The 25,159-nt window shown below is 42.5% G+C and carries 28 protein-coding genes and 2 pseudogenes; 15 read left to right on the top strand and 15 right to left on the bottom strand.

Annotated features, from left to right (window positions below; translation table 11 throughout):
* Positions 1–182 precede the first annotated feature (182 nt).
* The 5 genes from V7K76_RS06430 to V7K76_RS06410 all read left to right on the top strand — a co-directional run bounded on the left by V7K76_RS06430 (position 183) and on the right by V7K76_RS06410 (position 3,818).
* The gene (locus tag V7K76_RS06430) at positions 183–548 is read left to right on the top strand and encodes a ferredoxin thioredoxin reductase catalytic beta subunit (RefSeq protein ID WP_334780409.1); all 366 of its coding nucleotides are present in this window, start codon (positions 183–185) and stop codon (positions 546–548) included.
* The gene (locus V7K76_RS06425) at positions 545–937 is read left to right on the top strand and encodes a DUF309 domain-containing protein (RefSeq protein ID WP_334780379.1); all 393 of its coding nucleotides are present in this window, start codon (positions 545–547) and stop codon (positions 935–937) included. The genes V7K76_RS06430 and V7K76_RS06425 overlap by 4 nt, the downstream gene beginning before the upstream one ends.
* 177 nt (positions 938–1,114) lie before the next feature.
* On the top strand, positions 1,115–1,612 hold the full coding sequence (locus V7K76_RS06420) for an LptA/OstA family protein (protein WP_334780380.1): 498 nt from the start codon (positions 1,115–1,117) through the stop codon (positions 1,610–1,612).
* Between the two features lie 30 nt (positions 1,613–1,642).
* On the top strand, positions 1,643–2,371 hold the full coding sequence (gene lptB, locus V7K76_RS06415; RefSeq protein ID WP_334780381.1) for an LPS export ABC transporter ATP-binding protein: 729 nt from the start codon (positions 1,643–1,645) through the stop codon (positions 2,369–2,371).
* 331 nt (positions 2,372–2,702) lie between these two features.
* Positions 2,703–3,818, top strand: coding sequence for an LptF/LptG family permease (locus tag V7K76_RS06410; RefSeq protein ID WP_334780383.1), 1,116 nt, complete (start codon positions 2,703–2,705; stop codon positions 3,816–3,818).
* A gap of 364 nt (positions 3,819–4,182) precedes the next feature.
* On the opposite strand, the gene V7K76_RS06405 is transcribed toward V7K76_RS06410, so the two are convergent.
* Both V7K76_RS06405 and V7K76_RS06400 read right to left on the bottom strand, forming a co-directional pair.
* A complete protein-coding gene (locus tag V7K76_RS06405) occupies positions 4,183–4,803 on the bottom strand; it encodes a CP12 domain-containing protein (protein WP_334780384.1) in 621 nt (206 codons plus the stop codon).
* A 524-nt stretch (positions 4,804–5,327) separates the two neighbouring features.
* Positions 5,328–5,702, bottom strand: a complete 375-nt coding sequence (locus V7K76_RS06400; RefSeq protein ID WP_334780385.1) for a hypothetical protein — start codon at positions 5,700–5,702, stop codon at positions 5,328–5,330.
* Positions 5,703–5,926: 224 nt separating this feature from the next.
* Here V7K76_RS06400 and V7K76_RS06395 point away from each other — a divergent pair, with 224 nt between their 5' ends.
* Positions 5,927–6,457, top strand: a complete 531-nt coding sequence (locus V7K76_RS06395; RefSeq protein ID WP_334780386.1) for an orange carotenoid protein N-terminal domain-containing protein — start codon at positions 5,927–5,929, stop codon at positions 6,455–6,457.
* 59 nt (positions 6,458–6,516) lie between these two features.
* Here the strand turns inward: V7K76_RS06395 and V7K76_RS06390 are convergent, their stop codons facing one another.
* The 3 genes from V7K76_RS06390 to V7K76_RS06380 form a co-directional block, all read right to left on the bottom strand.
* Positions 6,517–7,281, bottom strand: coding sequence for an ABC transporter ATP-binding protein (locus V7K76_RS06390; protein ID WP_335029727.1), 765 nt, complete (start codon positions 7,279–7,281; stop codon positions 6,517–6,519).
* A gap of 355 nt (positions 7,282–7,636) precedes the next feature.
* Entirely contained in the window at positions 7,637–8,254 is a 618-nt protein-coding gene (locus tag V7K76_RS06385) for an NUDIX hydrolase (protein ID WP_334780388.1), read from the bottom strand.
* Positions 8,255–8,350: 96 nt separating this feature from the next.
* On the bottom strand, positions 8,351–9,553 hold the full coding sequence (locus tag V7K76_RS06380) for a phosphoglycerate kinase (RefSeq protein ID WP_334780389.1): 1,203 nt from the start codon (positions 9,551–9,553) through the stop codon (positions 8,351–8,353).
* An 89-nt stretch (positions 9,554–9,642) separates the two neighbouring features.
* Here V7K76_RS06380 and V7K76_RS06375 point away from each other — a divergent pair, with 89 nt between their 5' ends.
* On the top strand, positions 9,643–10,050 hold the full coding sequence (locus tag V7K76_RS06375) for a universal stress protein (RefSeq protein WP_334780410.1): 408 nt from the start codon (positions 9,643–9,645) through the stop codon (positions 10,048–10,050).
* Positions 10,051–10,443: 393 nt separating this feature from the next.
* Here V7K76_RS06375 and plsY read toward each other — a convergent pair whose 3' ends face one another.
* The 4 genes from plsY to V7K76_RS06355 form a co-directional block, all read right to left on the bottom strand.
* Positions 10,444–11,127 (bottom strand): glycerol-3-phosphate 1-O-acyltransferase PlsY, encoded by a 684-nt coding sequence (gene plsY, locus V7K76_RS06370; protein ID WP_334953166.1) that lies wholly within the window; start codon positions 11,125–11,127, stop codon positions 10,444–10,446.
* Between the two features lie 85 nt (positions 11,128–11,212).
* Complete coding sequence (locus tag V7K76_RS06365; protein WP_334780391.1) at positions 11,213–12,490, bottom strand: DUF3086 domain-containing protein; 1,278 nt, start codon at positions 12,488–12,490, stop codon at positions 11,213–11,215.
* Positions 12,491–12,626: 136 nt separating this feature from the next.
* Positions 12,627–13,013 (bottom strand): DUF3119 family protein, encoded by a 387-nt coding sequence (locus V7K76_RS06360; RefSeq protein ID WP_334953163.1) that lies wholly within the window; start codon positions 13,011–13,013, stop codon positions 12,627–12,629.
* 134 nt (positions 13,014–13,147) lie between these two features.
* A complete protein-coding gene (locus V7K76_RS06355; protein ID WP_334780393.1) occupies positions 13,148–13,942 on the bottom strand; it encodes an MlaE family lipid ABC transporter permease subunit in 795 nt (264 codons plus the stop codon).
* Positions 13,943–14,423: 481 nt separating this feature from the next.
* On the opposite strand from V7K76_RS06355, the gene V7K76_RS06350 reads away from it, so the two are divergent.
* The 6 genes from V7K76_RS06350 to V7K76_RS06325 all read left to right on the top strand — a co-directional run bounded on the left by V7K76_RS06350 (position 14,424) and on the right by V7K76_RS06325 (position 17,953).
* Positions 14,424–14,720 (top strand): hypothetical protein, encoded by a 297-nt coding sequence (locus tag V7K76_RS06350; protein WP_334953161.1) that lies wholly within the window; start codon positions 14,424–14,426, stop codon positions 14,718–14,720.
* Positions 14,721–15,265: 545 nt separating this feature from the next.
* On the top strand, positions 15,266–16,087 hold the full coding sequence (gene sppA / locus V7K76_RS06345; RefSeq protein ID WP_334780395.1) for a signal peptide peptidase SppA: 822 nt from the start codon (positions 15,266–15,268) through the stop codon (positions 16,085–16,087).
* A gap of 102 nt (positions 16,088–16,189) precedes the next feature.
* Entirely contained in the window at positions 16,190–16,603 is a 414-nt protein-coding gene (gene aroH / locus V7K76_RS06340) for a chorismate mutase (RefSeq protein ID WP_334780396.1), read from the top strand.
* A 121-nt stretch (positions 16,604–16,724) separates the two neighbouring features.
* The gene (locus V7K76_RS06335) at positions 16,725–17,276 is read left to right on the top strand and encodes an opioid growth factor receptor-related protein (RefSeq protein WP_334953158.1); all 552 of its coding nucleotides are present in this window, start codon (positions 16,725–16,727) and stop codon (positions 17,274–17,276) included.
* Positions 17,277–17,326: 50 nt separating this feature from the next.
* Entirely contained in the window at positions 17,327–17,542 is a 216-nt protein-coding gene (locus V7K76_RS06330) for a hypothetical protein (protein ID WP_334780398.1), read from the top strand.
* 6 nt (positions 17,543–17,548) lie between these two features.
* The gene (locus V7K76_RS06325; RefSeq protein WP_334780399.1) at positions 17,549–17,953 is read left to right on the top strand and encodes a type II toxin-antitoxin system VapC family toxin; all 405 of its coding nucleotides are present in this window, start codon (positions 17,549–17,551) and stop codon (positions 17,951–17,953) included.
* Between the two features lie 110 nt (positions 17,954–18,063).
* Here V7K76_RS06325 and V7K76_RS06320 read toward each other — a convergent pair whose 3' ends face one another.
* Complete coding sequence (locus V7K76_RS06320) at positions 18,064–19,542, bottom strand: PQQ-dependent sugar dehydrogenase (protein ID WP_334780400.1); 1,479 nt, start codon at positions 19,540–19,542, stop codon at positions 18,064–18,066.
* A 635-nt stretch (positions 19,543–20,177) separates the two neighbouring features.
* Here V7K76_RS06320 and V7K76_RS06315 point away from each other — a divergent pair.
* Positions 20,178–20,309, top strand: a complete 132-nt coding sequence (locus V7K76_RS06315; protein ID WP_334780411.1) for a hypothetical protein — start codon at positions 20,178–20,180, stop codon at positions 20,307–20,309.
* Here the strand turns inward: V7K76_RS06315 and V7K76_RS06310 are convergent.
* The 5 genes and pseudogenes from V7K76_RS06310 to V7K76_RS06290 form a co-directional block, all read right to left on the bottom strand.
* Positions 20,252–20,458: pseudogene (locus V7K76_RS06310) on the bottom strand (hypothetical protein); the annotation flags it as partial. The gene V7K76_RS06315 and the pseudogene V7K76_RS06310 sit on opposite strands and share 58 nt — an antisense overlap.
* 143 nt (positions 20,459–20,601) lie before the next feature.
* Positions 20,602–20,988, bottom strand: a complete 387-nt coding sequence (gene hpxZ / locus V7K76_RS06305; protein ID WP_334780401.1) for an oxalurate catabolism protein HpxZ — start codon at positions 20,986–20,988, stop codon at positions 20,602–20,604.
* Positions 20,989–21,030: 42 nt separating this feature from the next.
* Entirely contained in the window at positions 21,031–22,284 is a 1,254-nt protein-coding gene (locus tag V7K76_RS06300) for an MFS transporter (protein WP_334780402.1), read from the bottom strand.
* 155 nt (positions 22,285–22,439) lie between these two features.
* Positions 22,440–23,216 carry a sulfite exporter TauE/SafE family protein gene (locus V7K76_RS06295; protein WP_334780403.1) on the bottom strand — a complete coding sequence of 259 codons (777 nt, stop codon included), beginning with the start codon at positions 23,214–23,216 and terminating at the stop codon, positions 22,440–22,442.
* Positions 23,216–23,875, bottom strand: a complete 660-nt coding sequence (locus V7K76_RS06290; protein WP_334780404.1) for an HAD family hydrolase — start codon at positions 23,873–23,875, stop codon at positions 23,216–23,218. Before V7K76_RS06290 ends, V7K76_RS06295 begins: the two co-directional genes overlap by 1 nt.
* Positions 23,876–23,974: 99 nt before the next feature.
* On the opposite strand from V7K76_RS06290, the pseudogene V7K76_RS06285 reads away from it, so the two are divergent.
* Positions 23,975–25,069: pseudogene (locus tag V7K76_RS06285) on the top strand (molybdopterin-dependent oxidoreductase); the annotation flags it as partial.
* Positions 25,070–25,159: the final 90 nt, after the last annotated feature.

Raw genomic sequence — 25,159 nt, 5'->3', positions numbered from 1 at the left:
CCAGTCCCCACGCAAGTTAAACTTTTATGATTTCCTAGATTTTTTCTGATCCCAGCAACCAGATATATCAGCCTTTGAGCAAAGGTAAGACAATTTGAGCAGGTAAGGTTGGGGAAATACACCCAGTAATCCTCTAGTGAGGCTGAGGTACAATGCAAAGAAATATTTAAATTATGAGCGACATGATCACATCAGAACATAACACAAAATCCAGCGATAAAAGCCTAGAGGCAATGCGGCATTTTTCCGAACAATACGCCAAGCGTACTGGAACATACTTCTGTTCTGAACCTTCTGTCACCGCAGTGGTGATTGAAGGACTAGCCAAACATAAAGACGAACTGGGTGCGCCTTTATGTCCTTGTCGCCATTACGAAGATAAAGAAGCTGAGGTTCATGCCACATATTGGAACTGTCCTTGTGTGCCAATGAGAGAACGCAAAGAGTGCCACTGTATGTTGTTCCTCACCACTGACAATGAGTTTGCTGGAGAAAAACAAGAAATCTCTCTCGAAACAATCAAAGAAGTGCGAGATAGTATGGGATGAGCGAAACCATTCCCCAAGAGTTTTGGCAGGGCGTAGAACAGTTCAATTCTGGTCAGTTCTACGCCTGTCATGACACTTTAGAGGCTTTGTGGATTGAAGCTGGTGAACCGGAAAAATCCTTTTATCAAGGCATTCTGCAAATTGCTGTAGCACTGTATCATTTGGAGAATCGGAATTGGCGAGGTGCTGTAATTCTATTGGGAGAAGGCAGCAATCGCCTACGCCGTTACCCATCTAGTTATAGTGGCGTTGACGTAGATGAGCTATTGAGTCAGAGTGCAGTGTTGTTGACGACATTACAACAAATAGGGCAAGACTTGATTGCATCTGGCGATCTGGGTGAAAATCAAGTCTTATCTTTGCCTAGAATTGTGCTGGCTACTGATTAGATATCTGGTGAAATTAAATTATCTTAGATGCCGATTTCCTGAAACCTTGAGGTTGGGGGTAGCGTCACTATTTCAGCCAGCAGTTATCGTAAATCACTCCAGATTGTATATTTAATATCTGGATAAAGTACTTGAGATAATTAGAATGCAAGCTGAAATCCTAAATCCCCAACTGCTATGATGCCCTGCTATCAATTGCCCATATCACAGATACGTCGCTTTGGATTAGCTTTAATGCTGCCAGCTGCACTTGTGGGCGCTTTTGCCTTCCCTACCCAAGTGCAAACCGCTACTGCACAAACAGCTGAGGCAAATCGCCCCCTGACTATCCGCGCTGATGTGCAAGAATATGATGCTAAAAACCAAGTAATCACTGCTCGCGGTAATGTGCAAATGTTGTATCCTGCTCGCCAAATTCAGGCAACATCTGCCCAAGCACAGTATTTTAGTAAAGAACGCCGAATTGATTTCAGTGGCAATGTCTATATTTTGCAACAGGGCGGTAACAGTATCCGGGCGGAGAAAGTAACCTATTTAATTGATGAAGGGCGATTTGTGGCTTTACCCCAATCCAATCGTCAAGTAGAGTCCATCTACATGATCCAGGAATCAGAGAATAGTGGACAAAGTGCAACACCTGCCCCAAAAACACCACCTTTGAAGCCTGCTAATTAGCATTTACCACCAAGAAAGGGTGCTTCCAGCGTGAAAATCGTTTTAGAGAATATTCACAAATCTTACGGCAAGCGATTAATTGTCAATCGTGTCAACCTTTCTGTTGCTCAGGGCGAAGTCGTTGGTTTACTAGGTCCCAATGGGGCTGGTAAAACGACGACCTTTTACATTGCCACAGGTTTAGAAAAACCCAATCAAGGAAAAGTTTGGTTGGGTAATCTGGACGTGACGGGAATGCCAATGGACAAAAGGGCACGATTGGGTATTGGTTATCTAGCACAAGAAGCAAGTGTTTTTCGCCAACTTTCAGTAGAGGATAATATTCTGTTAGTGCTAGAGCAAACTAATGTGCCACGATGGGAGTGGTCAGGGCGACTCAAAACTTTACTGGGGGAGTTTCGGTTGGAAAAATTAGCTAAGAGTAAAGGAATTCAACTTTCTGGTGGTCAGCGACGACGGACGGAATTAGCAAGGTCTTTAGCTGCTGGACGAGAAGGTCCAAAATTTTTATTTTTGGATGAACCATTTGCGGGAGTTGATCCGATCGCAGTTTCAGAAATTCAGCAAATTGTCGCACAACTGCGCGATCGCGGTATGGGAATCTTAATTACAGATCATAATGTCCGCGAAACCCTCGCCATCACAGATCGCGCCTACATCATGCGTGAGGGACAAATCCTCGCTTTCGGCACTGCTGACGAACTCTATAGCAACCCCCTTGTGCGGCAATATTATTTAGGGGATAATTTTCAAGCCTAAATTAACAATTATTTAATTAATAATTTCCAAGAATATTTTGATTTTTTATTCTTCAGCATAAATTTCTGAATTAATTTTTGGTTATTGAAAATTTAATTTTCATACTAAGTAAGTTTGCACAATCAAACCAAACTAGATGAAGCAAAGATAAACTTGACTAACATTCTCCTGCCTCCTGCCTGATTGCAACGACAAATTTTTACGCCGACCTACTTAAATACAGTAGATATACTTTGCCAGGGTTGCTAATATTTAACTTTTCAAGTTGCTTATGATATCAAAGAAACTCACGTCTTTTAACAGTTCCTATTCGCTGCTGCCTTTTACGATCATGGATCGCTACCTTGCTAGCGAATTGTTAGCGCCGTTTTTCTTTGGTGTCGGAGCTTTTTCATCACTTGGTGTCACCATTGATGCTGTATTTGATCTCATCAGAAAAATCGTAGAATCTGGGCTACCCGTAGACACTGCTATTCAAGTTTTTTTGTTAAAATTTCCCAACTTTATCGTTTTAGCCTTCCCCATGTCTACGCTGCTGGCTACTTTGATGACCTACAGTCGTCTTTCTAGCGAGAGCGAACTAATTGCCCTGCGTGGTTGTGGCGTAAGTGTCTATCGGATGGTGCTAACTGGTGTGATGTTAAGTCTTGTGGTTACAGGATTGACATTTGTATTTAACGAACAAATTGCACCAGCAGCAAATTATCAAGCGGCAATGACTCTGGATAAAGCCCTGAAATCAGACAAGCCAATTTTAAAACAGCAAAATATTTTCTATCCTGAATACCAGGATGCGATCCAACCGGATGGTTCTAAGAATCGGATATTGATGCGCTTGTTTTACGCCGACCAATTTGATGGTAAGCGTATGACAGGGTTGACGATTATAGATCGTTCAACAAAAGGTCTGAATCAAATTGTGGTATCAGAATCTGCCCAGTGGAATCCTTCTCAAAATGTCTGGGATTTTTACAACGGCACGATCTATTTTGTCGCGGCCGATCGCTCTTATCGCAACATTGTTAGATTTGAACACCAACAACTGCAACTACCGCGCACACCCTTAAGTCTGGCAGAAAAAAGCCGAGACTATGGTGAGATGAATATTTCTGAAGCACTACAGCAACTTGAAGTAGAAAATCTTGGTGGCGATCGCCAAAAAATTCGTAAACTTGAAGTGCGGATTCACCAAAAAATCTCCCTGCCCTTTGTATGCGTAGTTTTTGGCTTAGTAGGCGCAGCGATGGGAAGCATACCCCAGAGGACTGGGAGAGGTACCAGCTTTGGGATTAGTGTCATCGTGATATTTTCGTACTACTTAATTTTCTTTATTAGTGGTGCGATCGCACAAGCAGGTGTCCTCTCTCCCTTTATGGGGGCTTGGTTCCCCAACTTTCTTTTTTTCGGAATAGGTCTATTCTTATTGATGCGAGTTGCTAGACGGTAAATTGTGGGGGATGAGGAAGAATAATAATTGTTCGCTTCCTTCCTTATCTCTTCTTATGGGACTGACAAATAAAAAAATATTCAATTAACTCTTGTGGGGTGGGCGTCTCGCCCGCCTATAGACTGGGGGGAGCATCCCAAATGTGCAAAAACCTTGATAGCCCTCATCCCCTAACCCCTTCTCCCAAAGATGGGATTCGGGGAACTAGAATTATGTCTCCCCTCTCCCATCTTTGGGAGAGGGGCTGGGGGTGAGGGAAAAGATTTAAGCTCTCATTGGGATGCTCCCAGACTGGGCGCTCATGTTGCCCACCCCACAATATTGGATAATTTATTTCTTGGAGTTCCCTATCCCCGCACTTCAATTATGGGTGATAATTTCGACATTCCGGTGCATCTGGGTTTTCCTTGCAGTATTCTTCAAAAGAGACTTTAGCTGATACCATACCCTCAGCTTTTTGATGAGCTGCTTCTGCCTGGAGTTCTTCTACCTCATCCCACGCCGCTGCACAGGGCTTAGAATAAGCACCTTGTTCGGTGCAAATAGCACGAGCTTGCTCAATTGCTTTTTGAATTCTCTCCTCCAACAGTGGCGCTTTTGGCGCTTCCACAAAGTCGCTTTTGGTCAAAATGTCGGTAATCGAGATGATGCCCAACAACTTACCTTGAATCACAGGTGCGCGATGAATCCCAGTGTTAGCAAATAACCGCGCTACATATTCCACGCCCAAATCAGGATTGACAACAATGCAAGGTTTGCTCATAATTTCATAAACCCGCACTTGCTTTGGATCTTTACCGTAGGCTGTTACCTTATAGACAATATCTGTTTCTGTGACAATGCCATAAGCATCATTGTCATAGCGACGATCCACAACCAACGCTCGTAATCTTTTGTCCTTCATCAGCTCCACCGCTTCAGCAACAGTTGCCGAACCGCGAATGGTAACTACCTCTTTGGTCATGATATCTTCAGCTTTCATCATTGCTGTAGTCTCCTGGTTAATAGTCCGGTGCAGCACAGCGCCCTTATGGACGTATCGAAGCATTGCAGCGCACAGTTGGCTAAATATAAAGTAAAAAAAGTTGAACTTTTGCCCAGCTACAACAATAAATTAGACTAGTTATCAACTCCTGATGTTATCCAATGTGACCAATGACCAAAAACGAAGCGTAAATTGCGTTGAAGGAGGCAGGAGGCAGGAGGCAGAAGGCAGGAGGCAGAAGACAGGAGGCAGGAGGCAGAAGGTTTTAAGCCAGGGGATGAGTTAACAAATGAATGATGAATGAAAATTCACCAGTAGGGGACTTCCAGAAAATAAACTATTCCATCAATAATAATGATAATCATTTTAAATGGAGATGAAGGGGCTGCCGTCGGCAGCCCCTTCATCTCCATTTTGTAGTAATTTGAATAGTGAAATGGGCAATGTCTACTAATACCGAAAACCCCAATTTCAATATTTGTGACATTGCCCAACCCAACAAAATAGCAAGATATCAGGAAAACCTAATTTTTCCGTTCACCCTTTTCTAAAGCTTGTTTTACTAAATCATCACTGACATTAGTTACACCCTCAGTCTTAGAATTACCAACTTCCTTTGCTAACTCTATATAATCATCAGGATTACCTGTTGACTGCGCTTCAGTTTTTGTCTCTTGTGGCTTAGAGGTTTTATATTTAGGTGCTGTGGCTGCTTCGGCTGCTGCTTCACCTTGACCTGTGCGATCGACTTCGCTGACACTAAATTTTTGTGCAGCTGCATAATCAGCATCAAAATCTACAGTTGGTGTTTTTTCTTTACCACTAGCTATGCTTTCAGCAGCTAATTGTGAACCATGAGTGGGAGATTCATTTAAATTGGGCTTTACTTCATCAGGCATAATTAAAACCTTAAGGTAAATTTTTTATTGCTCACTTGACTGATAATAGCAAAGCAATGCGCTGCTTTATTGCTTCCTTAAGAGATACTTTTACCTCTATTAAAAGATAGATTAAATCTGTAAATCTTCACTATTTTAACTCTTTCTATCGATAGTAGAATCTAATTCTCGAATTCTGGTAACACTTAGTTTGGCCTATTAAATTCTGTTGGAGACAAATAATAATGACTGCAAGTTACGATAAAACTATTTCTCAAGCTCAGAGCAATGAAACTCAAAAATTGGTGGATGGGTTTAACGCCTTAGATACCGATGCCAAATTAGCTTGGTTCTATTTTGTTTATGAAAAAATGGGTGATTCGATCACGCCAGCTGCCCCTGCTGCGGCTGAACCAGAGTTAGCACCACTTCTGCTAGGAGATTATTTTGAATTATCCGATGAGCAGCAACTAGATATTATGCGGGATATTGTTAACCGCAAAGACACAGAATATTCTCGTGCTTATGGGGCAATCAAAGAAAATAACCAGTTGTTAGTTTGGTATGCTTGGGCGGTAGCTATGGGGGATACGGTGGTTGGGATACCAGCTAGCTACCAGTCAAGTAAGGCAATTAACGATCTGGTTTCCCAAATTGAAGAACTAGATTTTGAAGAACAAATGTCAGTGTTTCGGACAATAGCTGGTGAGTTGGGTTACACCGATGTCAAGCCGATCCCAACGCAAGCCGAAACGGGGAAAACGCCAAGTTTGTAATCGGTTTTGGCATAGGTGCGGCTACACAAACTAAGTCCGCCTATGCGGACTTGAAGAACCTATGAGACGGCTAACTGACTCAAGTCGGCTGGGGTAAGGTTGGAGTGTATTACTTGGCCATCACGGAACCAAACGATGCGCTGGGTTTGACGGGCAACTTCTGGTTCATGTGTCACCATGACAACGGTGATTCCACTGGCATTGAGTTCGCCAAAAATATCTAAGACTTCTTGGGTTGTGCGCGAATCAAGTGCGCCTGTTGGTTCATCGGCCAGGAGTACTACGGGACGATTGACGATCGCCCGGGCGATCGCTACTCTTTGTTGTTGTCCACCAGATAATTGAGTTGGTTTGTTGTTGAGGCGATTTGCTAAACCGACTCGTGTCAATGCAACTGTTGCGCGATCGCTTCTTTCTTTTGGATCGACACTAGCATACACCATTGGCAGCATCACATTTTCTAATGCTGTGAGTTGGGGTAATAAGTGGAATTGTTGGAAGACAAACCCCAGCTTTTTATTACGGATGTGTGCCAAGGATTTATCATCCATTTGCGCCACATCGATATTATCTAAGTAATAATGTCCGCCGGTGGGTCTATCTAGACAGCCGATAATATTCATCGCTGTGGATTTACCTGAACCAGAAGGCCCCATAATTGAACAATATTCGCCTTCGTGGATAGTCAAATTTACATCGTTGAGGGCTTTGACTTCGGTTTCACCACCGCCGTAGATTTTATATATATTTTCTAAACGAATGATTGTTGATTGCGGTACAGGATTGGGAACTAGGGAATCCGTAATTGAAATAGTGTTTGCCATAAGGATTTTTGTGAGTAATTGTAGAGACGCGATGAATCCTGTCTTTATCCAGTCAAAGACGCGATGAATCGCGTCTCTACAAGAGTTGTATCATTTCTGTATTTACTTCTTATCTCTAGGGTAATATTGGTGCTTAGTTATCAGCAAACCTATGCCAATAAAAAACAATGTAGCTAAAACACTCAAGAACAAAGATGCGTAAAACTGATGCCTTGCAGGGCTGTTTCATCCCACAAGGGTAAGAAGTTTGTCAATCTCATTAGAGAGAAATATCTGAGCAATTGTGATGGAAGTATGACCTTGATAACCCCGCGATCATAATTATTCGGTGATTATTTTCATAATGCAGAGGTATTTAATCAAAGTCTGTTGGTAAATCTGGTTGACGGTAATGTTGAAAAAGCCGGGTAATTTGCCCTGGTGTCACACGTCCGAGAGAAAGGTCTGGTAACGCATCTTCAGGAAAAAAACCTACTTTTTCAGTTTCAATACTTGATGATGGAGAACCACCGATAATTTCACAGTGAAAAAACAGCTTGTAGACATAAAATGGAAACGGTGGATGTCCTTGTTTATCTCTGTCATAGACTGCTAGTAGTTTGATAGCACGTGCTTGATATCCAGATTCTTCATATACTTCTTTGACTACTACCTCACTGGGAGACTCACCAACATCAGCCCATCCACCAGGTAAAGTCCAGCAGCCATCTGCTCTTTCTTTGACTAACAATATAGTATCATCACGAAAAATTGCTGCCCGCACATCAACTTTGGGAGTTGCATATCCGACTTCACCGCTAAACAAATCGAGGACATAGCTGTGTTCTACATTTGAGTAAGTCGCGATAATTTCTGTAGCGATCGCTCGTAATTGTTTATAGCGTTCAATATCGTAAACACCTTCAGAATAAGTTAAACCATTTTGAGCGATCACTTGTAACTTTTGCGCCCATTCCAGCCATTTAGGTTGCATATATTTTTCTCATAGAGGGGATTGGGTACTGGGGATTGGAAAATAGTATTTTTAATCTTATTCCCTAGTCCCCAGTCCCTAGCCCCTAGTCCCTACCTACGCATCATCTAAAGCTGCAATTCCAGGCAACACCTTGCCTTCAAGTAACTCCAAGCTAGCGCCGCCGCCGGTAGAAATGTGGCTCATTTGGTCAGCTAAACCAACCTTTTCCACAGCCGCTACTGAGTCACCGCCGCCGATAATGGTGGTTGTGCCAGTTTTGCCGATTTCGGCGAGGGTATGAGCGATCGCTTCTGTACCTTTGGCAAACTTATCAAACTCAAACACACCCATCGGCCCGTTCCAAATTACCGTTTTGGTGTCTGCAAGGGCTTCTTGGAAAAATTTTACCGAATCGGGTCCAATATCCAAACCCATCCAACCATCGGGGATATTCTCAATGCTAACGGTTTGAGAATTGGCATCAGGGGCAAAGTTATCTGCCAATACCACATCTGTGGGCAGCAATAAAGCAACGCCCCGTTCTTTAGCCTTAGCTTCCAAAGACTTCGCTAGTTCTAGCTTGTCTTCTTCCACCAGCGACTTACCAACATTCAAACCACGGGCTTTGTAGAAGGTGAAAATCATCCCACCGCCGATGATCAGCTTGTCGCACTTCTCCAGCAACGTTTCAATCACGCCAATTTTACTGGAAACCTTGGAACCGCCAATAATTGCCGCCAAAGGACGTTGGGGATTTTCAATGGCATTTTGCAGATATTGCAATTCCTTCTCAACCAAATATCCAGCTACAGAAGGGCTGAGGAATTTAGTTACACCTTCAGTAGAAGCATGGGCGCGGTGTGCAGTACCAAAAGCATCATTTACATAGAAATCAGCATTAGCTGCCAATTTTTTCGCAAATTCTGGATCGTTTTTCTCTTCTTCTGGGTAAAAACGGACATTTTCTAGTAACAGCACTTGGCCATTTTGCAGGGCGCCAACTTTAGCTGCAACTTCATCACCAATAGAGTCATCAGTTTTAACGACTTCTTGCCCCAGTAACTCCGACAGACGCTTGGCAACGGGAGTTAGGCGTAATTTGTCATCCACACCCTTGGGACGGCCAAAATGGCTAGCGAGAATAACCTTAGCACCCTTCTGCGTCAAATCTTGGATGGTTGGTAGAGCGGCGCGAATGCGAGTATCGTCGGTAATGTTGCCTTTATCGTCCACAGGCACATTAAAATCAACCCGCACTAAGGCACGTTTCCCAGAGATATCAGCCGAAGATAAACTTGCTAAACTTTTTTTGGACACACCAAACTCTCCTGATTGCCTTTTTGTTATTGTTTTGAAAGTAGAACCATCAAGATTTTACCGGAGTCAGGGGTACCCAAGTGACAGATATATTTAAGACAGTACTATTTCCTATCGATCAAAGCCGGGAAACGCGGGAAGCTGCTGACGTAGTTACCAACGTAGTCAAAAAGTACGGCAGTCGCTTGGTGCTGCTGTCTGTGGTAGAAGAACCGCCTCCAGATGCGCCTAGTGCAGATCCGATGGTGTCACCAGAGGTAGTTGCCAAACTGCTAGAAAATGCCCAATCTTTATTTTCTGGGCAAGGAATTCAATCTGAAATTCTGGAAAGGCAAGGTAAACCAGCTTTTACGATCTGCGATGTTGCTGATGAAATTGGGGCCGATTTAATTATTATGGGCTGTCGGGGGCTAGGCTTGACTGAAGAGGGAGCGGATGATAGTGTTACAACTCGTGTGATTAACCTTTCTCCTTGCCCAGTGCTGATTGTGCCTTAGCAGAGACAATTTTGGATTTTAGATTTGCAATTTTGGATTGACCCTGACCACAAGGGTACAGGGCTTGTTAAGAAATGAAAGGGAGTAGGGAGTAGGGAGTGGGGAGTAGGGAAACTAAGAAAGCTTTTCCGAAAAGCGGGGTTTCAACCAATATGCGATACAAGGATTTTTTCTCTGACGAGACGCTGTTCGCGTTCGCGCCACTTGCAGGCTTTAGCGCGTAGCGGGACGTACCCCTACGGGGATCTTGCTACGCGGTAGCGTCTCTAAGAGTTGTACGGCTTTAAACCTAAATCGAGGGCTAATTTCTTCCCCTACTCCCTACTCCCTACTCCCGCCCCGAAGGGGTCGTCAACACACTAGGCTGCGCCAACGCCTTCGGTATAGCTTGACTTATAATGCAGTTTGTTCGGGTTCTGTCGCTACAGTTTGCCCAATTTTTGGTTCTGTTCCTGCTAGCAGTCGTTCGATATTAGTGCGATGGCGCAAAATCACATACAATCCACCAGCAATCCCAAACAGAATATAGGGTAAGGGTTGATGTAAAAGTACCATGAAAATGGAAACTGCGATCGCACCTACAATTGAACTCAAAGAGACAATCCGCGATATTGCCACAACCACGGCAAACACACCCGCTGTTGCTAAACCTATCTGCCAACTCATTGCCAACAAAATCCCTAAGCTGATAGCAACGGATTTACCACCAGTAAAGCCTAAAAAAATTGATTTACTGTGTCCCAGAATGGCAGCTAACCCAGTTAAAGTTACAACCCACGGTTGCCATAGTTGTGCATCTACCGTTGGAGGGATAAAATTTTGATTAGAGGCAAAGTTGAATAACCAGTAAGCTAGAGCGATCGCTAATACTCCCTTTAAGGAATCAAGTACTAAAACCAATGCTCCTGGCCCTTTCCCCAAGGTTCTTAGTACATTAGTTGCGCCAGTAGAACCTGAACCAATTTCTCGAATATCAATACCCTTTAACTGCTTCACAGCAATATAGCCAGTGGGAAAAGAACCCAGCAAGTAAGCTATGACTACAATTGCCCCGCACAGAGTTAACCAAATAGCCATAATACAATTCAAAATTCAAAATTCAAAATTCAAAATTTAAAAAAGTCAAGAGGTATTACTCTTGACTAATGACTAATGACTCTATTTAAAAATCATCATCATAGTTTCTCACTGTTTTGGGGTCAGGAGCAAAGGCTAACCATAGGGGAAATTGCAGCAGTGACAAACTTATTTGTTCTTCTGAATCATCAATGATAATTAAGGGCAGTTGATTGGCTTTCGTCAATCGCTCTGCTTTCTGAGCAAGAGCATCAGATGCCTCAAATAATACCACACCCCGGTCAGGGCCGAAATCTGGGCGACCGATTCCGAGACAGTCTTGCAAGCCGCGCCGCCATTCACCTAATCGCTCTGGTGTATTAGCTAAGACTAAAGTACGAATGCGATCGCCATACAGCTTGTGTAATATCGAAATTGCAGCTGAGGCAATTAGGATATTCTGCAAGCGGCTACCCATTGTCCGCAAACCGCCCCGTCCCCCTTGGGTAAAAAACCAGTTAGAGATTCGTTCAGCATGGATTGGTTCAAAGGTACGGCGTAGTTGCCACGGTGGCCCATAATAATCTGGTTTATTGCGGTATTGATCAATTAGGCGGCGAATTTGCTTGGTAGTATCTTGAAACTGCTGTTGGGCAAACTGGGGTATTCCAGGCTGGGATTCAACTGGTTTAGGCTCTTTTACAGCTGGTCTTTCTCGTTCTACTACCACACTTGGGGTCAGTTGCAACTGTTCAGCAGCAACAGCTAAATCTTGTAAACTACCCGTGAGATAGTCTTTAAAACCCTGCACCCGAATCGCCAAGTCTTGAGATGTACCAGCAAAAGTGGTTCGCATCTCGTTGCGGATACGTTCTTGACGGCGTTCTAGTTGTTCGACAGAAATTTGCAGAGTTTGCTTGCGTTGTTCTAACTGCAAAAGTGACTCTTGTACAATTCGTCCCAGTGAGGTTTGAGTTTCACTCACCTGTGCTTGCAGGTTTTCATAAGAAGCTTGCAGCTTGGCTATTTCTTCCTTAAGAGATGCTTCAGCGCTTTGCAACTCTGCCACTCGCTGCTCTGCTTCTGCATATAATAAATTATTTCTCGATCCTATTTCAGACCCCAGCGCGATATTTTCCGCTTCTAACTGCGCTACAAACTCGCCATCTGAATTTTCTGTTAGCTCTACTGTAGAATCTACCACTTCTGCATTAGAAATAAGTGGCTCAAAAGTCGTGTAGCCTTCTGATGAGCTAATGGCTTCTGTTTCTAGCACCGACTCAACAGATAAATTTACTGGATGTTCAACTGCATTGTTCTCTTCTGGTTTTTCTGTCAACTGCTCATCACTTGGTTCTGGGGTTTGAGATGCCTCTAGGTTCATAAACAATAGTGTAATTCCGATGACGCGAATAAATAGCTTTCAGAAATATTACAATTGACCTGCCATAAAAATCTTGAGCATGAGTGCTAAGTTACGAGTTTATATCAAAACGACTCAGCACAGATGGCACTCAGCACTAAAAACGCGGACAACGTTGTTCTAAGCAAGTTTTCAAGGTCTTGGGGTCAAATAAAATCGGCAAAAAGTGAATGCTTTTAATTTCTTTAAAATAAAACAGGATGGGGACTCTATTCCAGAATATCCGCCAGTTTTGCCATTCCTGGTAGGGAAAGCGCCGAATCAATTTTTCGCCTCTGTAAAGATCTAAGTTGGTGACGGTAAATTGCAAACGCAGCGTTAACGCCTGAAACATGAGAAACAAACCAAACAGTGTGAAAATGGAACCTACCCACGGTTGTACCAAAAGTAGTGGAATCGCGGCAATCACCAATACTATAGGTATATTGTAACTGGGTTTGAGTTCCACAGTGGATGTGGAGTTAGGAGTAAATAAACTAGTCAAAGTCTTAAATCCTGCTTTATTTAGTAGGCATATCTCTTATTTTAGGAGTCAGGAGTCAGGAGTTAGAAGTTAAGAGTAAGGAGTGAGAAGTTTTAACTCATAACTCCTAACTCCTCACTCCTAACTCCTCACTTTTATAGCCCGATGAATGCACTGCCAGTTCCCTGAAACATCAACCAAGAAAGAAAGAAGTTGCTCACAAATATAATTAGTAAGGCAGTCACAACAGCAGTTGTAGTTGACTGTCCTACACCCTTAGCACCTCCTGTTGTCGTCAGCCCCCAACTGCAACCAATTATGGCGATTAAAATACCAAAGCAACACGCCTTAATCATGGCGCTAAAAATATCCCAGATACCAAGAAAGTTACGGGCTGAGTCTAGAAAGACCGTATCAGATAGATTGTAGATAGTTGTCGCAATTATTAATCCCCCAAACATCCCTGTCACCAAAGACAGAAGGGTTAAAATTGGCAGCATTAAACAACAAGCAAGGACACGGGGAATAACCAGGTAATCGATTGGATCTGTTTTTAACATCAACATAGCATCGATTTGTTCTGAGACTCGCATGGTACCGATTTCTGCTGCAAAAGCAGAACCGACTCGCCCCGCCAAAACCACTCCTGTCAACACTGGAGCGAGTTCTCGTGTCAACGCAACAGAAAGCACTCCACCGATAATGTTTCCTGCGCCAAAGTTGATAAATTCCCGCGCCACTTGAATAGTAAACACAGCACCAACAAAAATAGCCGTCAGTAGGGCAATAAATAAGGAATCTGGCCCAACTGCTGCCATTTGTTCTAAGGTGTTGCGCCGATGGATTTTGCCTCTCAATAGGTGAACTAGTACTTGCCCACCCAGAAAAATCGCTGCCAGCAATCGCTGACTCCATTCCCTTAAACTGGATTTGGATGTAGTCTGGTTCAATGTTCTGTAGCTAACTCGGTAACTGCCTTAAGAATAGCGGAAGTAATGGGGATTGGGGAATGGGGATTGGGGATTGGGAAATGGGGATTGAGAAGAGACAAGGTAGAGGGGGGAGATAAGGGAGAGACTTGTTCAATAATTCCCCCTTGTCCCCTACTCCCTACTCCCCACTCCCCACTCCCCTAAAAAGGCTAAACATTAACTTAGATTAAAGATGCTCTCAGAAAATGGAGATGTTATTAAAGGTGCTGAAAAGCAATAAATAAGTGGTAATCTTTGCTATAACCTTAATTTTGCAAGGGTTTTGTAGATTTAAGCCGTTGATAATATGCCCAGCATGGGCTGTAACTGATAGCCGTTTCTTTTAATGAAAACTTAAGATTCTTGACAGATTGTCTGCTCTGGAGCGATCGCACGTATTGTAGAAAATGACAAACCGCTATCTAGCTCTTGTCATCTCTATTCACGGAGTGTGTCCTAAATGACTATTTTGACTAACTTTCTCCGCTCCCTAGTACTTACAATCATTTTTAGTTTTGTCGCTCCCATGTTCTTCGTTGGCGGCGGGTTACTCTTTATATCCCTCATTGGCCACTTCCCTGGCTTACAAGAGTTAACTGAAGCACTTGCTACTCAGATTATGCGTTTTCTCGCCACCTTCGGCAGTGGAACCCCCCTACGCGGATTATTCGTAATTAGCTTGACCTGTAGTTTCGTTGGGGGACTGTTTGATATGTTTGTATGTTATCGGTATCAAATCTTACGAATAGATTCTTGAGTAGTGAAATAGCTTCGTCAGGAGATTATTGGGCTTTAGAAGACAGGAAAAAGTGATATTTCCAAGATTGAAAGTACTACCGACCTTAACCCCAATAGAGATTAGTGCTGCGGAATAAATTTTTATTAATTAAATAGAGTGTAGAAGTGATTGATTAAATATTCATTATTTTTTAGTTATTAGTTATTGATTACTAACAACTAGTAAAGGTGCGCGACTATAGGCAAATAATTTTCAACCAGCTTAAAAACTTAGAATACTAAGGGTTTAGGAATTTTTAATTTTGTCAAATAGCTAAAAAAGTCTTTCTAAATTACCAAGTTAACGCTAAACTAGAGTTTGGTATTTTTTATTAGCTTGCAATCTGGAAGGATTTGATTAGCATTTATTGAGCCGATACAAATAAAACTCACTAAAAAATATAAAAATTTCCTTAAAATCCTGATGGTCACAATGCCTGCTCATGTTTCTTAACAGAGCAAAGCAGGTCGTTTGACCGTTAGGCATCTTACTATTGAATTTATTACGAGGTATGTTGACAGCTCATGGTATGGCCGTTTAAGCCCAAGTTTAAAAAACAAATTGCGCGGATTGAAATTACTGGTGCGATCGCCGGTGCTACTCGCAAACGCGTCCTAGAAGCCCTGAAAACTGTAGAAGAAAAAAAATTTCCGGCATTATTGCTCCGTATCGATAGTCCTGGCGGTACAGTCGGAGATTCCCAAGAAATCTACAGCGCCCTGAAGCGTTTGCGCGAAAAAATCAAAATCGTCGCTAGCTTTGGCAATATTTCGGCTTCTGGAGGAGTCTACATCGGCATGGGAGCGGAACACATCGTCGCCAACCCAGGTACGATTACGGGTAGTATTGGTGTGATTCTGCGTGGAAATAACTTAGAACGCTTGCTAGAAAAAATCGGTGTTTCCTTCCAGGTAATTAAGTCTGGCCCTTACAAAGACATTTTGGCTTTTGACCGCCAACTTACTCAACCAGAAGAAATCATCCTGCAAGAATTGATTGACACAAGTTATCAGCAGTTTGTCCAAACGGTAGCAGATGGACGTTCTTTAACAATAGAAGCTGTGAAAAGTTTCGCCGATGGTCGGATTTTTACTGGACAGCAAGCCCTAGCCTTGGGTGTTGTCGATCGCTTGGGCACTGAAGAAGATGCCCGTCGCTGGACAGCAGAACTGGTCGGTCTTGACCCAGAAAAAACTCTCTGCTATACCCTAGAAGAACGTAAACCCTTATTGAGTCGCCTTCTACCAGGAAGTCGTCAAGTTTCATCAGGAATTCGATCTGGAATTGATTGGCTCGAATTTGAAGTCTCAACTAGTGGTTTGCCTCTGTGGTTATATCGACCCTAATATGAGTTAGGAGTTATGAGTGAGGAGTTATAAGTTAAAAATCTTAACTTCTCATTCTCAAGTCCTAATTCCTCACTTTTGTGTTTTAAGGAGGATTTTGGCGTGGACTGGCAAATGCGGGCTATTCGCGGAGCAACAACCGCTTCAGAAAATACTGTTGAGGTAATCCGAGAGGTAGTTACAGAACTACTAGATGAACTGGAAAACCGAAATCAATTCCAGCCGAAGGACATGATCAGTGTGACTTTCTCTGTGACACGCGATTTGGATGCGATTTTCCCGGCGGCGATCGCTAGAGCGCGTCCTGGTTGGGATAATGTAGCCATGTTGGATGTGCAGCAAATGCACGTCGAAGGTAGTTTACAGCGCTGCATTCGGTTCTTAATCCACGCCTATCTACCAGCATCCGCCTCAATTCATCATATCTATTTACGCAACGCCGCTAACTTGCGTCCCGACTGGAGTTTGCCTCAGACTTTACAAACATCACAGCCGACAGTTAAGTCAAAAGTATAAAATACTTACGTCTAAGTAAGCCGGCGCGAAAAAAACAACCTATTTCCAGAGGGATTTTACTTAAATAGTGGCATAATTTTTAAACTAGCAATACCTTAAGTCAGGTTATAGGTAGTTTCCAATGAATCATCAGAAACAACTAACTGCAATGCTTGTTCCTTTTTACTTAGGGGAGCAACAAGATTCAGAAGGTCGCACGATTCAAGAAATGTGGACTTGGAATTTTGAAGAATTAGAGTGTGCCCACGATTACATTCAGTGGTTGTTTCCTTTACCTGAACAAAGTGCATTCAATCCTGATGCACCCATCGTTGATGAGTCAGTAATTCAAGCATTTCAAATCAACCCACATCTACGCCAAAATTTGCTGCGTTCCTTCACAGTCATGCTTCAGTTTTATGGGTTTCAACGCCACGAGAGTAATGACAGAAAAATAGTTGTTAGCCAGTCAGAAGACTATCCGAATCGTAAACGCGAATGGGTTTCTATATTAGACCACAATTATCTTCGCATCACCCGGATATTAAAGTGCTTGATAATATTTGGATTGGAGAATGAAGCCCAAGCATTTTATGAATGCTTGCGGGAAATCTACCGTGAGGATAGCGATCGCATTGGAGGTGAAACATTTCGGTATTGGACAATTGCAGTCAAACCCAATACGACAATGTAACAATCAAATATGAGTCCTATAGATTAAAATTTATGTAGGAGGTAAGCTATATGTTAAAAACAATTCAAGGAATTTATAAAAACGGCAAAATTGAATTAGCTGAAACACCAGAAGGTATCACTGAAAGTTTAGTGTTTGTCACCTTCCTAGAAACTAAACCCAGCCAATGGCCAGAAATAATCATGCAATATTCAGGTATAAAAGAAAGTATTATCTTTGAATCATATCGAGAGGAACTAATACTACCGAACGAAATAGAACTTTAATTACGTATGGGTTATCTACTGGATACTTGCGTAATTAGTGATTTTGTCAAAGGAGAAGAAAACACCCTCAAGCGAATAAAGTTAATCTCTCCTACTGGAATTTTTATTTCATCCCTAACAGTTATGGAGGTGAAATATGGATTAGCTATAAATCCACAACGCGCTGTTAAAATCCAATCAATTATTGAAATATTATTAGGTTCAATTACAATTTTACCTTTTGATTCAAAAGAAGCAGAACAAGCAGCCCACATCAGAAGCTTTCTTAAATTAGCTGGTTCACCTATTGGTGCTTATGATGTACTTATAGCAGCCACCGCAGTCATCAATAATCATATTGTGGTGACATATAATGTCCGAGAATTTCAAAGAGTACCTAACTTGCAAATCGAAAATTGGCGTTCTGTGTGAATAGCTTACTGGTAGAGATGCGTTAGCAGGGCGAACCCCATTCTAATTTTGCATCTCTACAGTTTAGGTGGAGCAGAAGGGTATCCCAAATTTGCAAAGAAAATTGGGTACTACTTGACCTGTATAAACGATATTATGTTATCCAAGTCATCCCCAACGTAGTTATAATCACCAGCGCTATACTCACGGCATATACCACCAGTTTCATTTTGGCATACACGTACCACTGTACCTGCTGGTACACGTAATGAGCTAATAGTGTCATTGCCGACAATATTTAAGCCGCCTTGGTTGGCTTTGTATACTCCTGGAGTTGTCGGAAAAGACTGAGAAACTCCAGCAAAATTACGGTCTCTGTAGACTGTAACCTTTTGTGATGACGGCGTGGTGGGGACGTTGTTGGAAACGTTGTAGGAAAGCTTGTAAATCGTGCCACTGTAGTCATCAGAAATTAACAAATTACCTTGCTGATCTACTGCTATATCTACCGGTCGTCCCCAAATTTCTTGCGTTCCTGGAACTAGCCAACCGCTTACTAGTTCTAATTCCTGCCCTGGGGTTCTTGTCGCACTGTTCCAAGGAAAGTAAGCTATTTTGTAGCCAGTTTTTGTCTGCCGATTCCATGAACCATGTAACCCCGCCACTACCCCATTTGAGTATAGGCCGGGAAACGTGGTATTTTGCAAGAATGTTAGTCCCAAGGGAGCCGAATGGGCTTGGATACCCTTGCTAATTCTGTCCAAGGCGTTGCAATTAACACGTCCATTAGCATTGAACTCATAATCGCGGTCAAAGGGCATATTGTTGAGGCCGTTTGATGTGTCAGGATTGGGGTTGCAGAATGGCCAACCATAGTTACCGCCATCTCGGACTTTCGTAAACTCCTCTGGTGGGTGGTTGTCAACGTATGACGGGATAACCCTACCGTATTTGCCACTACCATCGTTGAAGGGATAGGCGATGTTATCTCGATTATTAACGACTACCCAAAGATCATTGGTATTAGGTAAGAATGCTAATCCTTCGGCATTACGTAAACCTTGGGCAAAAAGCCGCCGATTGCTTCCATCTGCGTTGTACTGGTAAATCGCACCACGCTTTGGGTTGCTGACAGTATCTTGCGTACAAGCATTGCATGTAGAGGCGATCGACACGTACAGTTTGTGATTGGAATCAAGGGCGATATTTTTCAGTTCGTGACCATAAGCACCTTTGAGTTCGGGTGTGCTGCTATCTGGTAAGCCAGTTACGACAACTTGGCGATTTCTGCCGATTATGTCTCCATAGTTGTAGGTGAAGCGGTTAATTTGATTAGTCTCAGAGATATAAACGTATGTGATGTTGTCAATCTTATGAAACACAATGTCGTGTGGTTTACGTAGACCCGTTACGAAATTAGAGATAATCGGATCTTTCGTGCCATTTGAGCGGACAATTAACACCTTACCTGTACTCGGCTGTGACACTAAAAGATCGCCATTGGGAGCAACTGCTATAAAGCGGGCGCTCGGAATGCGAGCATAAACAGATGCAGAGAAGTTGGGCGGCACTTTCAAGTAACGATTAATATTGAAAGGCGAATAGTTCATTGTATTAGGCACTTTCACCTTGGTTTGAACAGACGCAGCAGGCGGTAGGCCCAAGGCCGCGGTGGACAAAACCTCTAAGGACATCAAACTAGTAAGTGCAGGGATGAAACTAACTAGCGATGCAGATAATATGCGTCTGAGCATCTTTGTTGGATTTAGGAAAAACACACCCATTTTGAACTTCCTTCTAGCCTGAAGTGATTTAAATTACACAAAAACTCTCGAATTGCCGATTTTTTTCGAGAGTCTAAACAAAACTTACTTAAGGATATTAGTTTGTCAGAATACTTCCCTAAGTGTATTTGTCTCCTTATGTTACTTGTAACTAATGTTACGTAACCGAACAGACAATAACTCATATCTTCAACTTATTCAATAAGTCGAGGATTTAAATCTAAGTTAGGTTTAGTGATGTTCCAGCCTACTATACTCAAAATTAAAAATAAATACGTCCATATGCAGCTTGTTATATATCTTGCTTTTTGCTACCAAGCATTCTCAGTGTATTAGGCTGCGATCGCACACATTACTAAACTAAAAATTACAAAAGAATGTGCAATTCCTCTTACCAATAGGAACTCTATACTTGGAAACTATTGCTACCTCACGACCGGAGTTACTCAGGTAAATATAAAATGTCCTATCAAAACATCACAGGCTCTCTTTCTGCACAAGATATTCAAGAAATCAAAGCCGCGCTACAGAAAATTCAACAAAAGCTACCCTTTTTAGTTACTCTCGCTAAAGCCCATATTTGTTGGGTGTAAGTGTCAATCTCAAGGGTGACGCTTACGCCTGGTTTTGACTAGTCCAAACAGCTTTTGACGTTCCACAAGACAAGATAAGGAACAACCTCACGGGCATCACTACGTAGAACAGCTTGAGAAAAATGGTATAGCCTGCAAGTGGCGCGAAACTAGTATTGAATTTTAAACAACAATGTTATTACTCTATCCCTTCATAGGTAGAGTATTTTAAATTCTGAATTCTTTCTTTTGCCTTTTTACTTTTTACTTTTGCCTTGTTCGGTCATGTCTACTCCTCGATCAAAATGCACCATCACACTGGCAATAATGAAACATGGGCTGAAACCACCTTCCATCCTTCGGTAAACCTGTACCAAGTCTGGCTTTGTCGCCCGAAACGCTCTACACCATTGATAATCCGGCGAAATTCTAAAGTCACGGTTGCTGTATCTTTCCCAAAGGCTGCAACCTTGAGATTCGAGATTTCTCGTTCTATTTTTGGGTTTGGTCGATTCTGGCGAAAGTTACGAACTTCATCGCCACCATAGAGGTTTTCTGTGATGCCAAACCGTACTACTTCGGGCGCATCCCAAAACAAACTATCCATCACCTCCAAATTGTTATTAGAAAGGGCTTCTTCATACTTGAGGTACAAATCAGTTACTTCAGCGACAACACTAGGGTCATTTATAGTAGTCATTATTGTTACCAATTTTGGTATTATGGTTGATTATGCACTCTTTTAAGCTGTTTCAGTATGTAGATTCAGACGAATCAGATCGCGGAAGGTGGAGATTTGCTGCATAAAGAAAATTGAGCCTGCAATACAAATACTTGCACCAAGGATGACAGTATTGCTACTACCAATTTTACTTGCTAGTGCGCCAGCTATTAAGTTACCTATAGGTACTGCGCCTGTAGATGCCATAACGTAAAGACCGGTAATTTGTCCGCGATTTTCATCAGTCACCAACAACTGAAGCAAAGTACGTCCGGCAATTATCTGCAAAATAAAGCCGAAACCAGCTGCAAATAATGAGAGCAGTGAAAGCCAGAATACACGAGATAGGGCAAAGACAATCAAGCTTATTCCCATAAAACCTATACCCAATGCTAGAACTTTACCCGATTCCAATACATTGCTGTGCTTAGTTAAATAGATACCACCTGCTAAGGTTCCCAAACTGGAAGCTGTCATCAAGAAGCCGAAGGTGTTTGGGCCACCCTGCAAAACATCTTTGGCAAAAATCGGCCCCAAAGCTAAATAAAATCCCCACACGCAACAGACTAAAGCTGAACCAATCAAGACTGAGCGAATTGGTAAAAACCCAAAGGCATATTTAAAACTAGTTTTTAATTCTTCTAAAGGTTTGCGTTTGGAAATAATGGCTTTTCTGGATGTCAGTCGTATTGCGAGGAGGGCAATAATTACAGCGATGTAACTGATGCTATCAATTAGGAAGCATAGCCCCGATCCTAGCGCTACAATCAGCAAACCTGCGATCGCAGGCCCTACCATACTCGTCACACTCACCAGGGAAGAGTACAAGGCAAGGGCATTACCAAGATTTTCCTTACCAACTGTTTCAGGAAGAAATGCCTGACGAGTTGGAATATCGAAGGCGTTGATCATCCCTTGCAATACACCAAGAATTGCAATGTACTGGATATTAATCGTACCGCTTAGGGCTAGCCACGTTAGAGCTAAAGACTGAAGCATCCCTAGAATTTGGGCAACCAGCAGAATTTGATGACGATTCCAGCGATCGGCAATGATTCCACCCAGAGGAATCAAGAGAAGTGTGGGAATTTGGCTGGCAAAACCCACTAAACCTAGTAACCAAGGGGAATCGGTGAGGCGATATACTAACCAACTAGTAGCCACTTGAGTCATTGACGTACCAATCAGAGAAATTGCCTGACCTGTGTAGTACAGGCGAAAATTTCTGGAACTAAAAGCACGCAGCATGACTTGTGATTTTTTTGATGCTTCCATACATCACCCCGTAAGAGTTATGAGTCTTTGTAGTAGTTAGTATTAGGACTTAAGTACAAGAAAAAAACGAACCGCAAAGGACGCAAAGGACACAAAGAAAGAAAGAAAGTAAAGAAGTTAAAAGGGCTTGGTACAACTTCACTAATAAAATGGTTTTAACCGTGAATAAAAAAGTAGGTAGTCATGCTGAAGGCAACAATCATCACAAATTTCCGAATTAAGTGCGGTTCAAGTTTACGAGCATAATGGGCGCTTAAGTAACCACCAAGAGAGCCACCGACTGCCATCAAAATAGCTTGATGCCAAGCAATTACACCTGCAAAAATAAATGGAACGATCGCAATACCATTGATACAACTCCCTAAAAATGTCTTGAAAGCATTCATTTTGTGGATACTTTTGATACCTAAAAATGTCAAAGTTGCCAGCATTAAAATCCCTAAACCTGCGCCGAAGAAACCGCCATAGATGGCGATCGCTAGTTGAGCCAGTACCAAATTAAATAAGGGTACAGATTCCGGTGATGTATTCTGGTTTCGACGCTGCAACCACTTTTTGAACGGTTCGCCAAAGGTAAATACAACTGTTGCTAGCAGCAATAGATAGGGAATCAGCTTTTTAAAGACATCTGGCGATGTATACAATAAGGCGATGGAGCCAATCATGCCACCAAATAAACTGACACCACATAAAAGTAAAAAATCTCGCCGCTCGATGCCTAAATCTTGACGATATGCTCCAGCACTGGCTAAGGAAGCCACCCAAATTGCAGTATTATTGGTGGCGTTAGCTGCGATCGGGGGTACACCTGTAAAGATGAGAGTTGGAAATGTGATAAAGCTTCCACCACCCGCTACAGCGTTTAACCCACCTGCAATAAAAGCGGTACTAAACAACAGCAAGCTATGGATAAACGTTAATGATGGTGGCATTATTTGGAGTTACTAATTATTAATCTAGAAATATCACTTGGAGAATGAGCAATCAAGTCAGCACCATGAGCTTTCAATTCCTCCTCAGTTCCATAGCCATAGGTGACGCCTATTGAAGCGATCTGATGGCGCTTGGCTCCAATGATGTCATGTGAGCGATCGCCTACCATCACCACAGTAGATGGTAAAAGTTTTTCTGTTAATAAAATATGGTGAATTAAGTCACCTTTTATGCTTCGCGTTCCATCAAGTTCACTACCATAAACACCATCAAAAAGCAACGATAAGCCAAAATATTCAATAATTTGTGTAGCATAAATATATGGTTTAGAAGTTGCTACAAAGGTTTTATAGCCAGCAAAACGAATGGCTTTTAAAACTTCTGGAATTTGGGGATAAAGGGAGTTTTCAAATAATCCAATTGTGGCAAAGCGATGACGGTAAAGTAAAATCGCCTGTTCAATTACTGTGCCATCCAAGGTATTAAGTAATTGCGAAAAACTATCTTTCAGTGGTGGACCAATACACCAATGTAATTCATCAGCATCCGGTGGTTTGTAACCGAGTTCAGAGAGCGCATACTGAATGCAACCAGTGATGCCAAGCTTAGGATCTGTCAAAGTCCCATCAAGATCAAAAAGAATAGCGGAGAAAAGCATATTTTAATTCGTAATGACGCTCTAATACTCGCTAATGCTACGCTAACGTAATTCGTAATACGGTAGCCTGGAAGAACCCAGCAATTCACACACTGTATCATGTTACCTAAACCTAAAAAGTACTGGACACCTTCAAATTGGGCAAGTTGGAAGCCTTTTGGCATTGGCGAACAGTACCCCAATAACTTTTGGGAGGTATTTCGGGCAATTTGGCTGTCTCGTGACAAACTACCTTACGCCTGGAATATTCTCGATAAAGGTGTCTGCGATGGTTGCGCTCTTGGAACAACCGGGATGAAGGATTGGACTTTAGATGGTATCCATCTCTGCAATGTCCGGTTACGGCTGTTGCGGATGAATACGATGCCAGCTTTTGACCCTGTGCTATTGGAGGATATTTCACAGTTAAAAAAGCAAAAAAGTGCCCAATTACGAGATTTGGGTCGGCTTCCTTACCCGATGATTCGTCAACGAGGAGAAAAAGGGTTTCGCCGTGTTAGCTGGGATGAAGCTTTAGAGGTAATTAGCGATCGCATCCGCTCCACTACACCAGACCGTCTCAGTTTCTATGTTACCAGTCGTGGAACTGTCAACGAAACTTATTACGCCACCCAAAAAGCTGTACGGGCAATGGGAAGCAATAATATTGATAACGCTGCCCGTATTTGCCATTCTCCCAGCACGGCGGGACTGAAAGCTGCTATCGGTGCTGCGGCTACAACTTGTTCTTATAAAGACTGGATTGGTACTGATTTATTGGTCTTCATTGGCTCGAATGTTGCTAATAATCAGCCTGTTACCGTCAAATATCTTCATTACGCTAAGAAAGCTGGCACTAAAATTGTAGTTATTAACACTTACCGCGAGCCGGGAATGGAGCGCTACTGGGTTCCCTCAATTGTCGAAAGTGCCGTTTTCGGTACAAAGTTTGCCGAAGACTTCTTCTTAATCAACATGGGCGGGGATATAGCATTTTTGAATGGTACGATTAAACATATTATTGCTAACAACTGGGTAGACCAGTCATTTATAGATTTACACACAGTTGGCTTTGCCGAACTCCAAACATCTTTAGAAAGCCAATCTTGGGAAGAATTAGAACGGCTTTCTGGGACATCCCGCGAGTCAATGTACGCCTTTGCCAAAATGGTCAAAGAAGCGAATAAAGCTGTATTTGTTTGGAGTATGGGCATTAGACATCTCCGAAAACTATCAAAGCTTTACTATGGCTAGCTTATAGGATGTAAATGCAACCATCAAAACTAGCTAGTCAAAACTATAAAA

Origin of the sequence: Nostoc sp. (assembly GCF_036917975.1) — a bacterium.
Classification (GTDB): domain Bacteria; phylum Cyanobacteriota; class Cyanobacteriia; order Cyanobacteriales; family Nostocaceae; genus Nostoc.
The sequence above is the reverse complement of the archived record's forward strand: the minus strand, read 5'-3'. Positions and strand labels throughout refer to the sequence as shown.

Bases quoted from the DNA above. Each gene is read 5' to 3' on its own strand.
- V7K76_RS06335 (WP_334953158.1), top strand. From the start codon at position 16,725: ATGAATCATCAGAAACAACTAACTGCAATGCTTGTTCCTTTTTACTTA.
- hpxZ (WP_334780401.1), bottom strand. From the start codon at position 20,988: ATGACTACTATAAATGACCCTAGTGTTGTCGCTGAAGTAACTGATTTG.
- V7K76_RS06330 (WP_334780398.1), top strand. From the start codon at position 17,327: ATGTTAAAAACAATTCAAGGAATTTATAAAAACGGCAAAATTGAATTA.
- V7K76_RS06405 (WP_334780384.1), bottom strand. From the start codon at position 4,803: ATGATGAAAGCTGAAGATATCATGACCAAAGAGGTAGTTACCATTCGC.
- V7K76_RS06430 (WP_334780409.1), top strand. From the start codon at position 183: ATGATCACATCAGAACATAACACAAAATCCAGCGATAAAAGCCTAGAG.
- plsY (WP_334953166.1), bottom strand. From the start codon at position 11,127: ATGGCTATTTGGTTAACTCTGTGCGGGGCAATTGTAGTCATAGCTTAC.
- V7K76_RS06425 (WP_334780379.1), top strand. From the start codon at position 545: ATGAGCGAAACCATTCCCCAAGAGTTTTGGCAGGGCGTAGAACAGTTC.
- V7K76_RS06290 (WP_334780404.1), bottom strand. From the start codon at position 23,875: ATGCTTTTCTCCGCTATTCTTTTTGATCTTGATGGGACTTTGACAGAT.
- V7K76_RS06410 (WP_334780383.1), top strand. From the start codon at position 2,703: ATGGATCGCTACCTTGCTAGCGAATTGTTAGCGCCGTTTTTCTTTGGT.
- V7K76_RS06420 (WP_334780380.1), top strand. From the start codon at position 1,115: ATGATGCCCTGCTATCAATTGCCCATATCACAGATACGTCGCTTTGGA.
- V7K76_RS06295 (WP_334780403.1), bottom strand. From the start codon at position 23,216: ATGCCACCATCATTAACGTTTATCCATAGCTTGCTGTTGTTTAGTACC.
- V7K76_RS06325 (WP_334780399.1), top strand. From the start codon at position 17,549: ATGGGTTATCTACTGGATACTTGCGTAATTAGTGATTTTGTCAAAGGA.
- V7K76_RS06315 (WP_334780411.1), top strand. From the start codon at position 20,178: ATGTCCTATCAAAACATCACAGGCTCTCTTTCTGCACAAGATATTCAA.
- V7K76_RS06365 (WP_334780391.1), bottom strand. From the start codon at position 12,490: ATGAACCTAGAGGCATCTCAAACCCCAGAACCAAGTGATGAGCAGTTG.
- sppA (WP_334780395.1), top strand. From the start codon at position 15,266: ATGGTATGGCCGTTTAAGCCCAAGTTTAAAAAACAAATTGCGCGGATT.
- V7K76_RS06300 (WP_334780402.1), bottom strand. From the start codon at position 22,284: ATGGAAGCATCAAAAAAATCACAAGTCATGCTGCGTGCTTTTAGTTCC.
- V7K76_RS06400 (WP_334780385.1), bottom strand. From the start codon at position 5,702: ATGCCTGATGAAGTAAAGCCCAATTTAAATGAATCTCCCACTCATGGT.
- V7K76_RS06385 (WP_334780388.1), bottom strand. From the start codon at position 8,254: ATGCAACCTAAATGGCTGGAATGGGCGCAAAAGTTACAAGTGATCGCT.
- V7K76_RS06390 (WP_335029727.1), bottom strand. From the start codon at position 7,281: ATGGCAAACACTATTTCAATTACGGATTCCCTAGTTCCCAATCCTGTA.
- V7K76_RS06350 (WP_334953161.1), top strand. From the start codon at position 14,424: ATGACTATTTTGACTAACTTTCTCCGCTCCCTAGTACTTACAATCATT.
- V7K76_RS06320 (WP_334780400.1), bottom strand. From the start codon at position 19,542: ATGAACTATTCGCCTTTCAATATTAATCGTTACTTGAAAGTGCCGCCC.
- V7K76_RS06395 (WP_334780386.1), top strand. From the start codon at position 5,927: ATGACTGCAAGTTACGATAAAACTATTTCTCAAGCTCAGAGCAATGAA.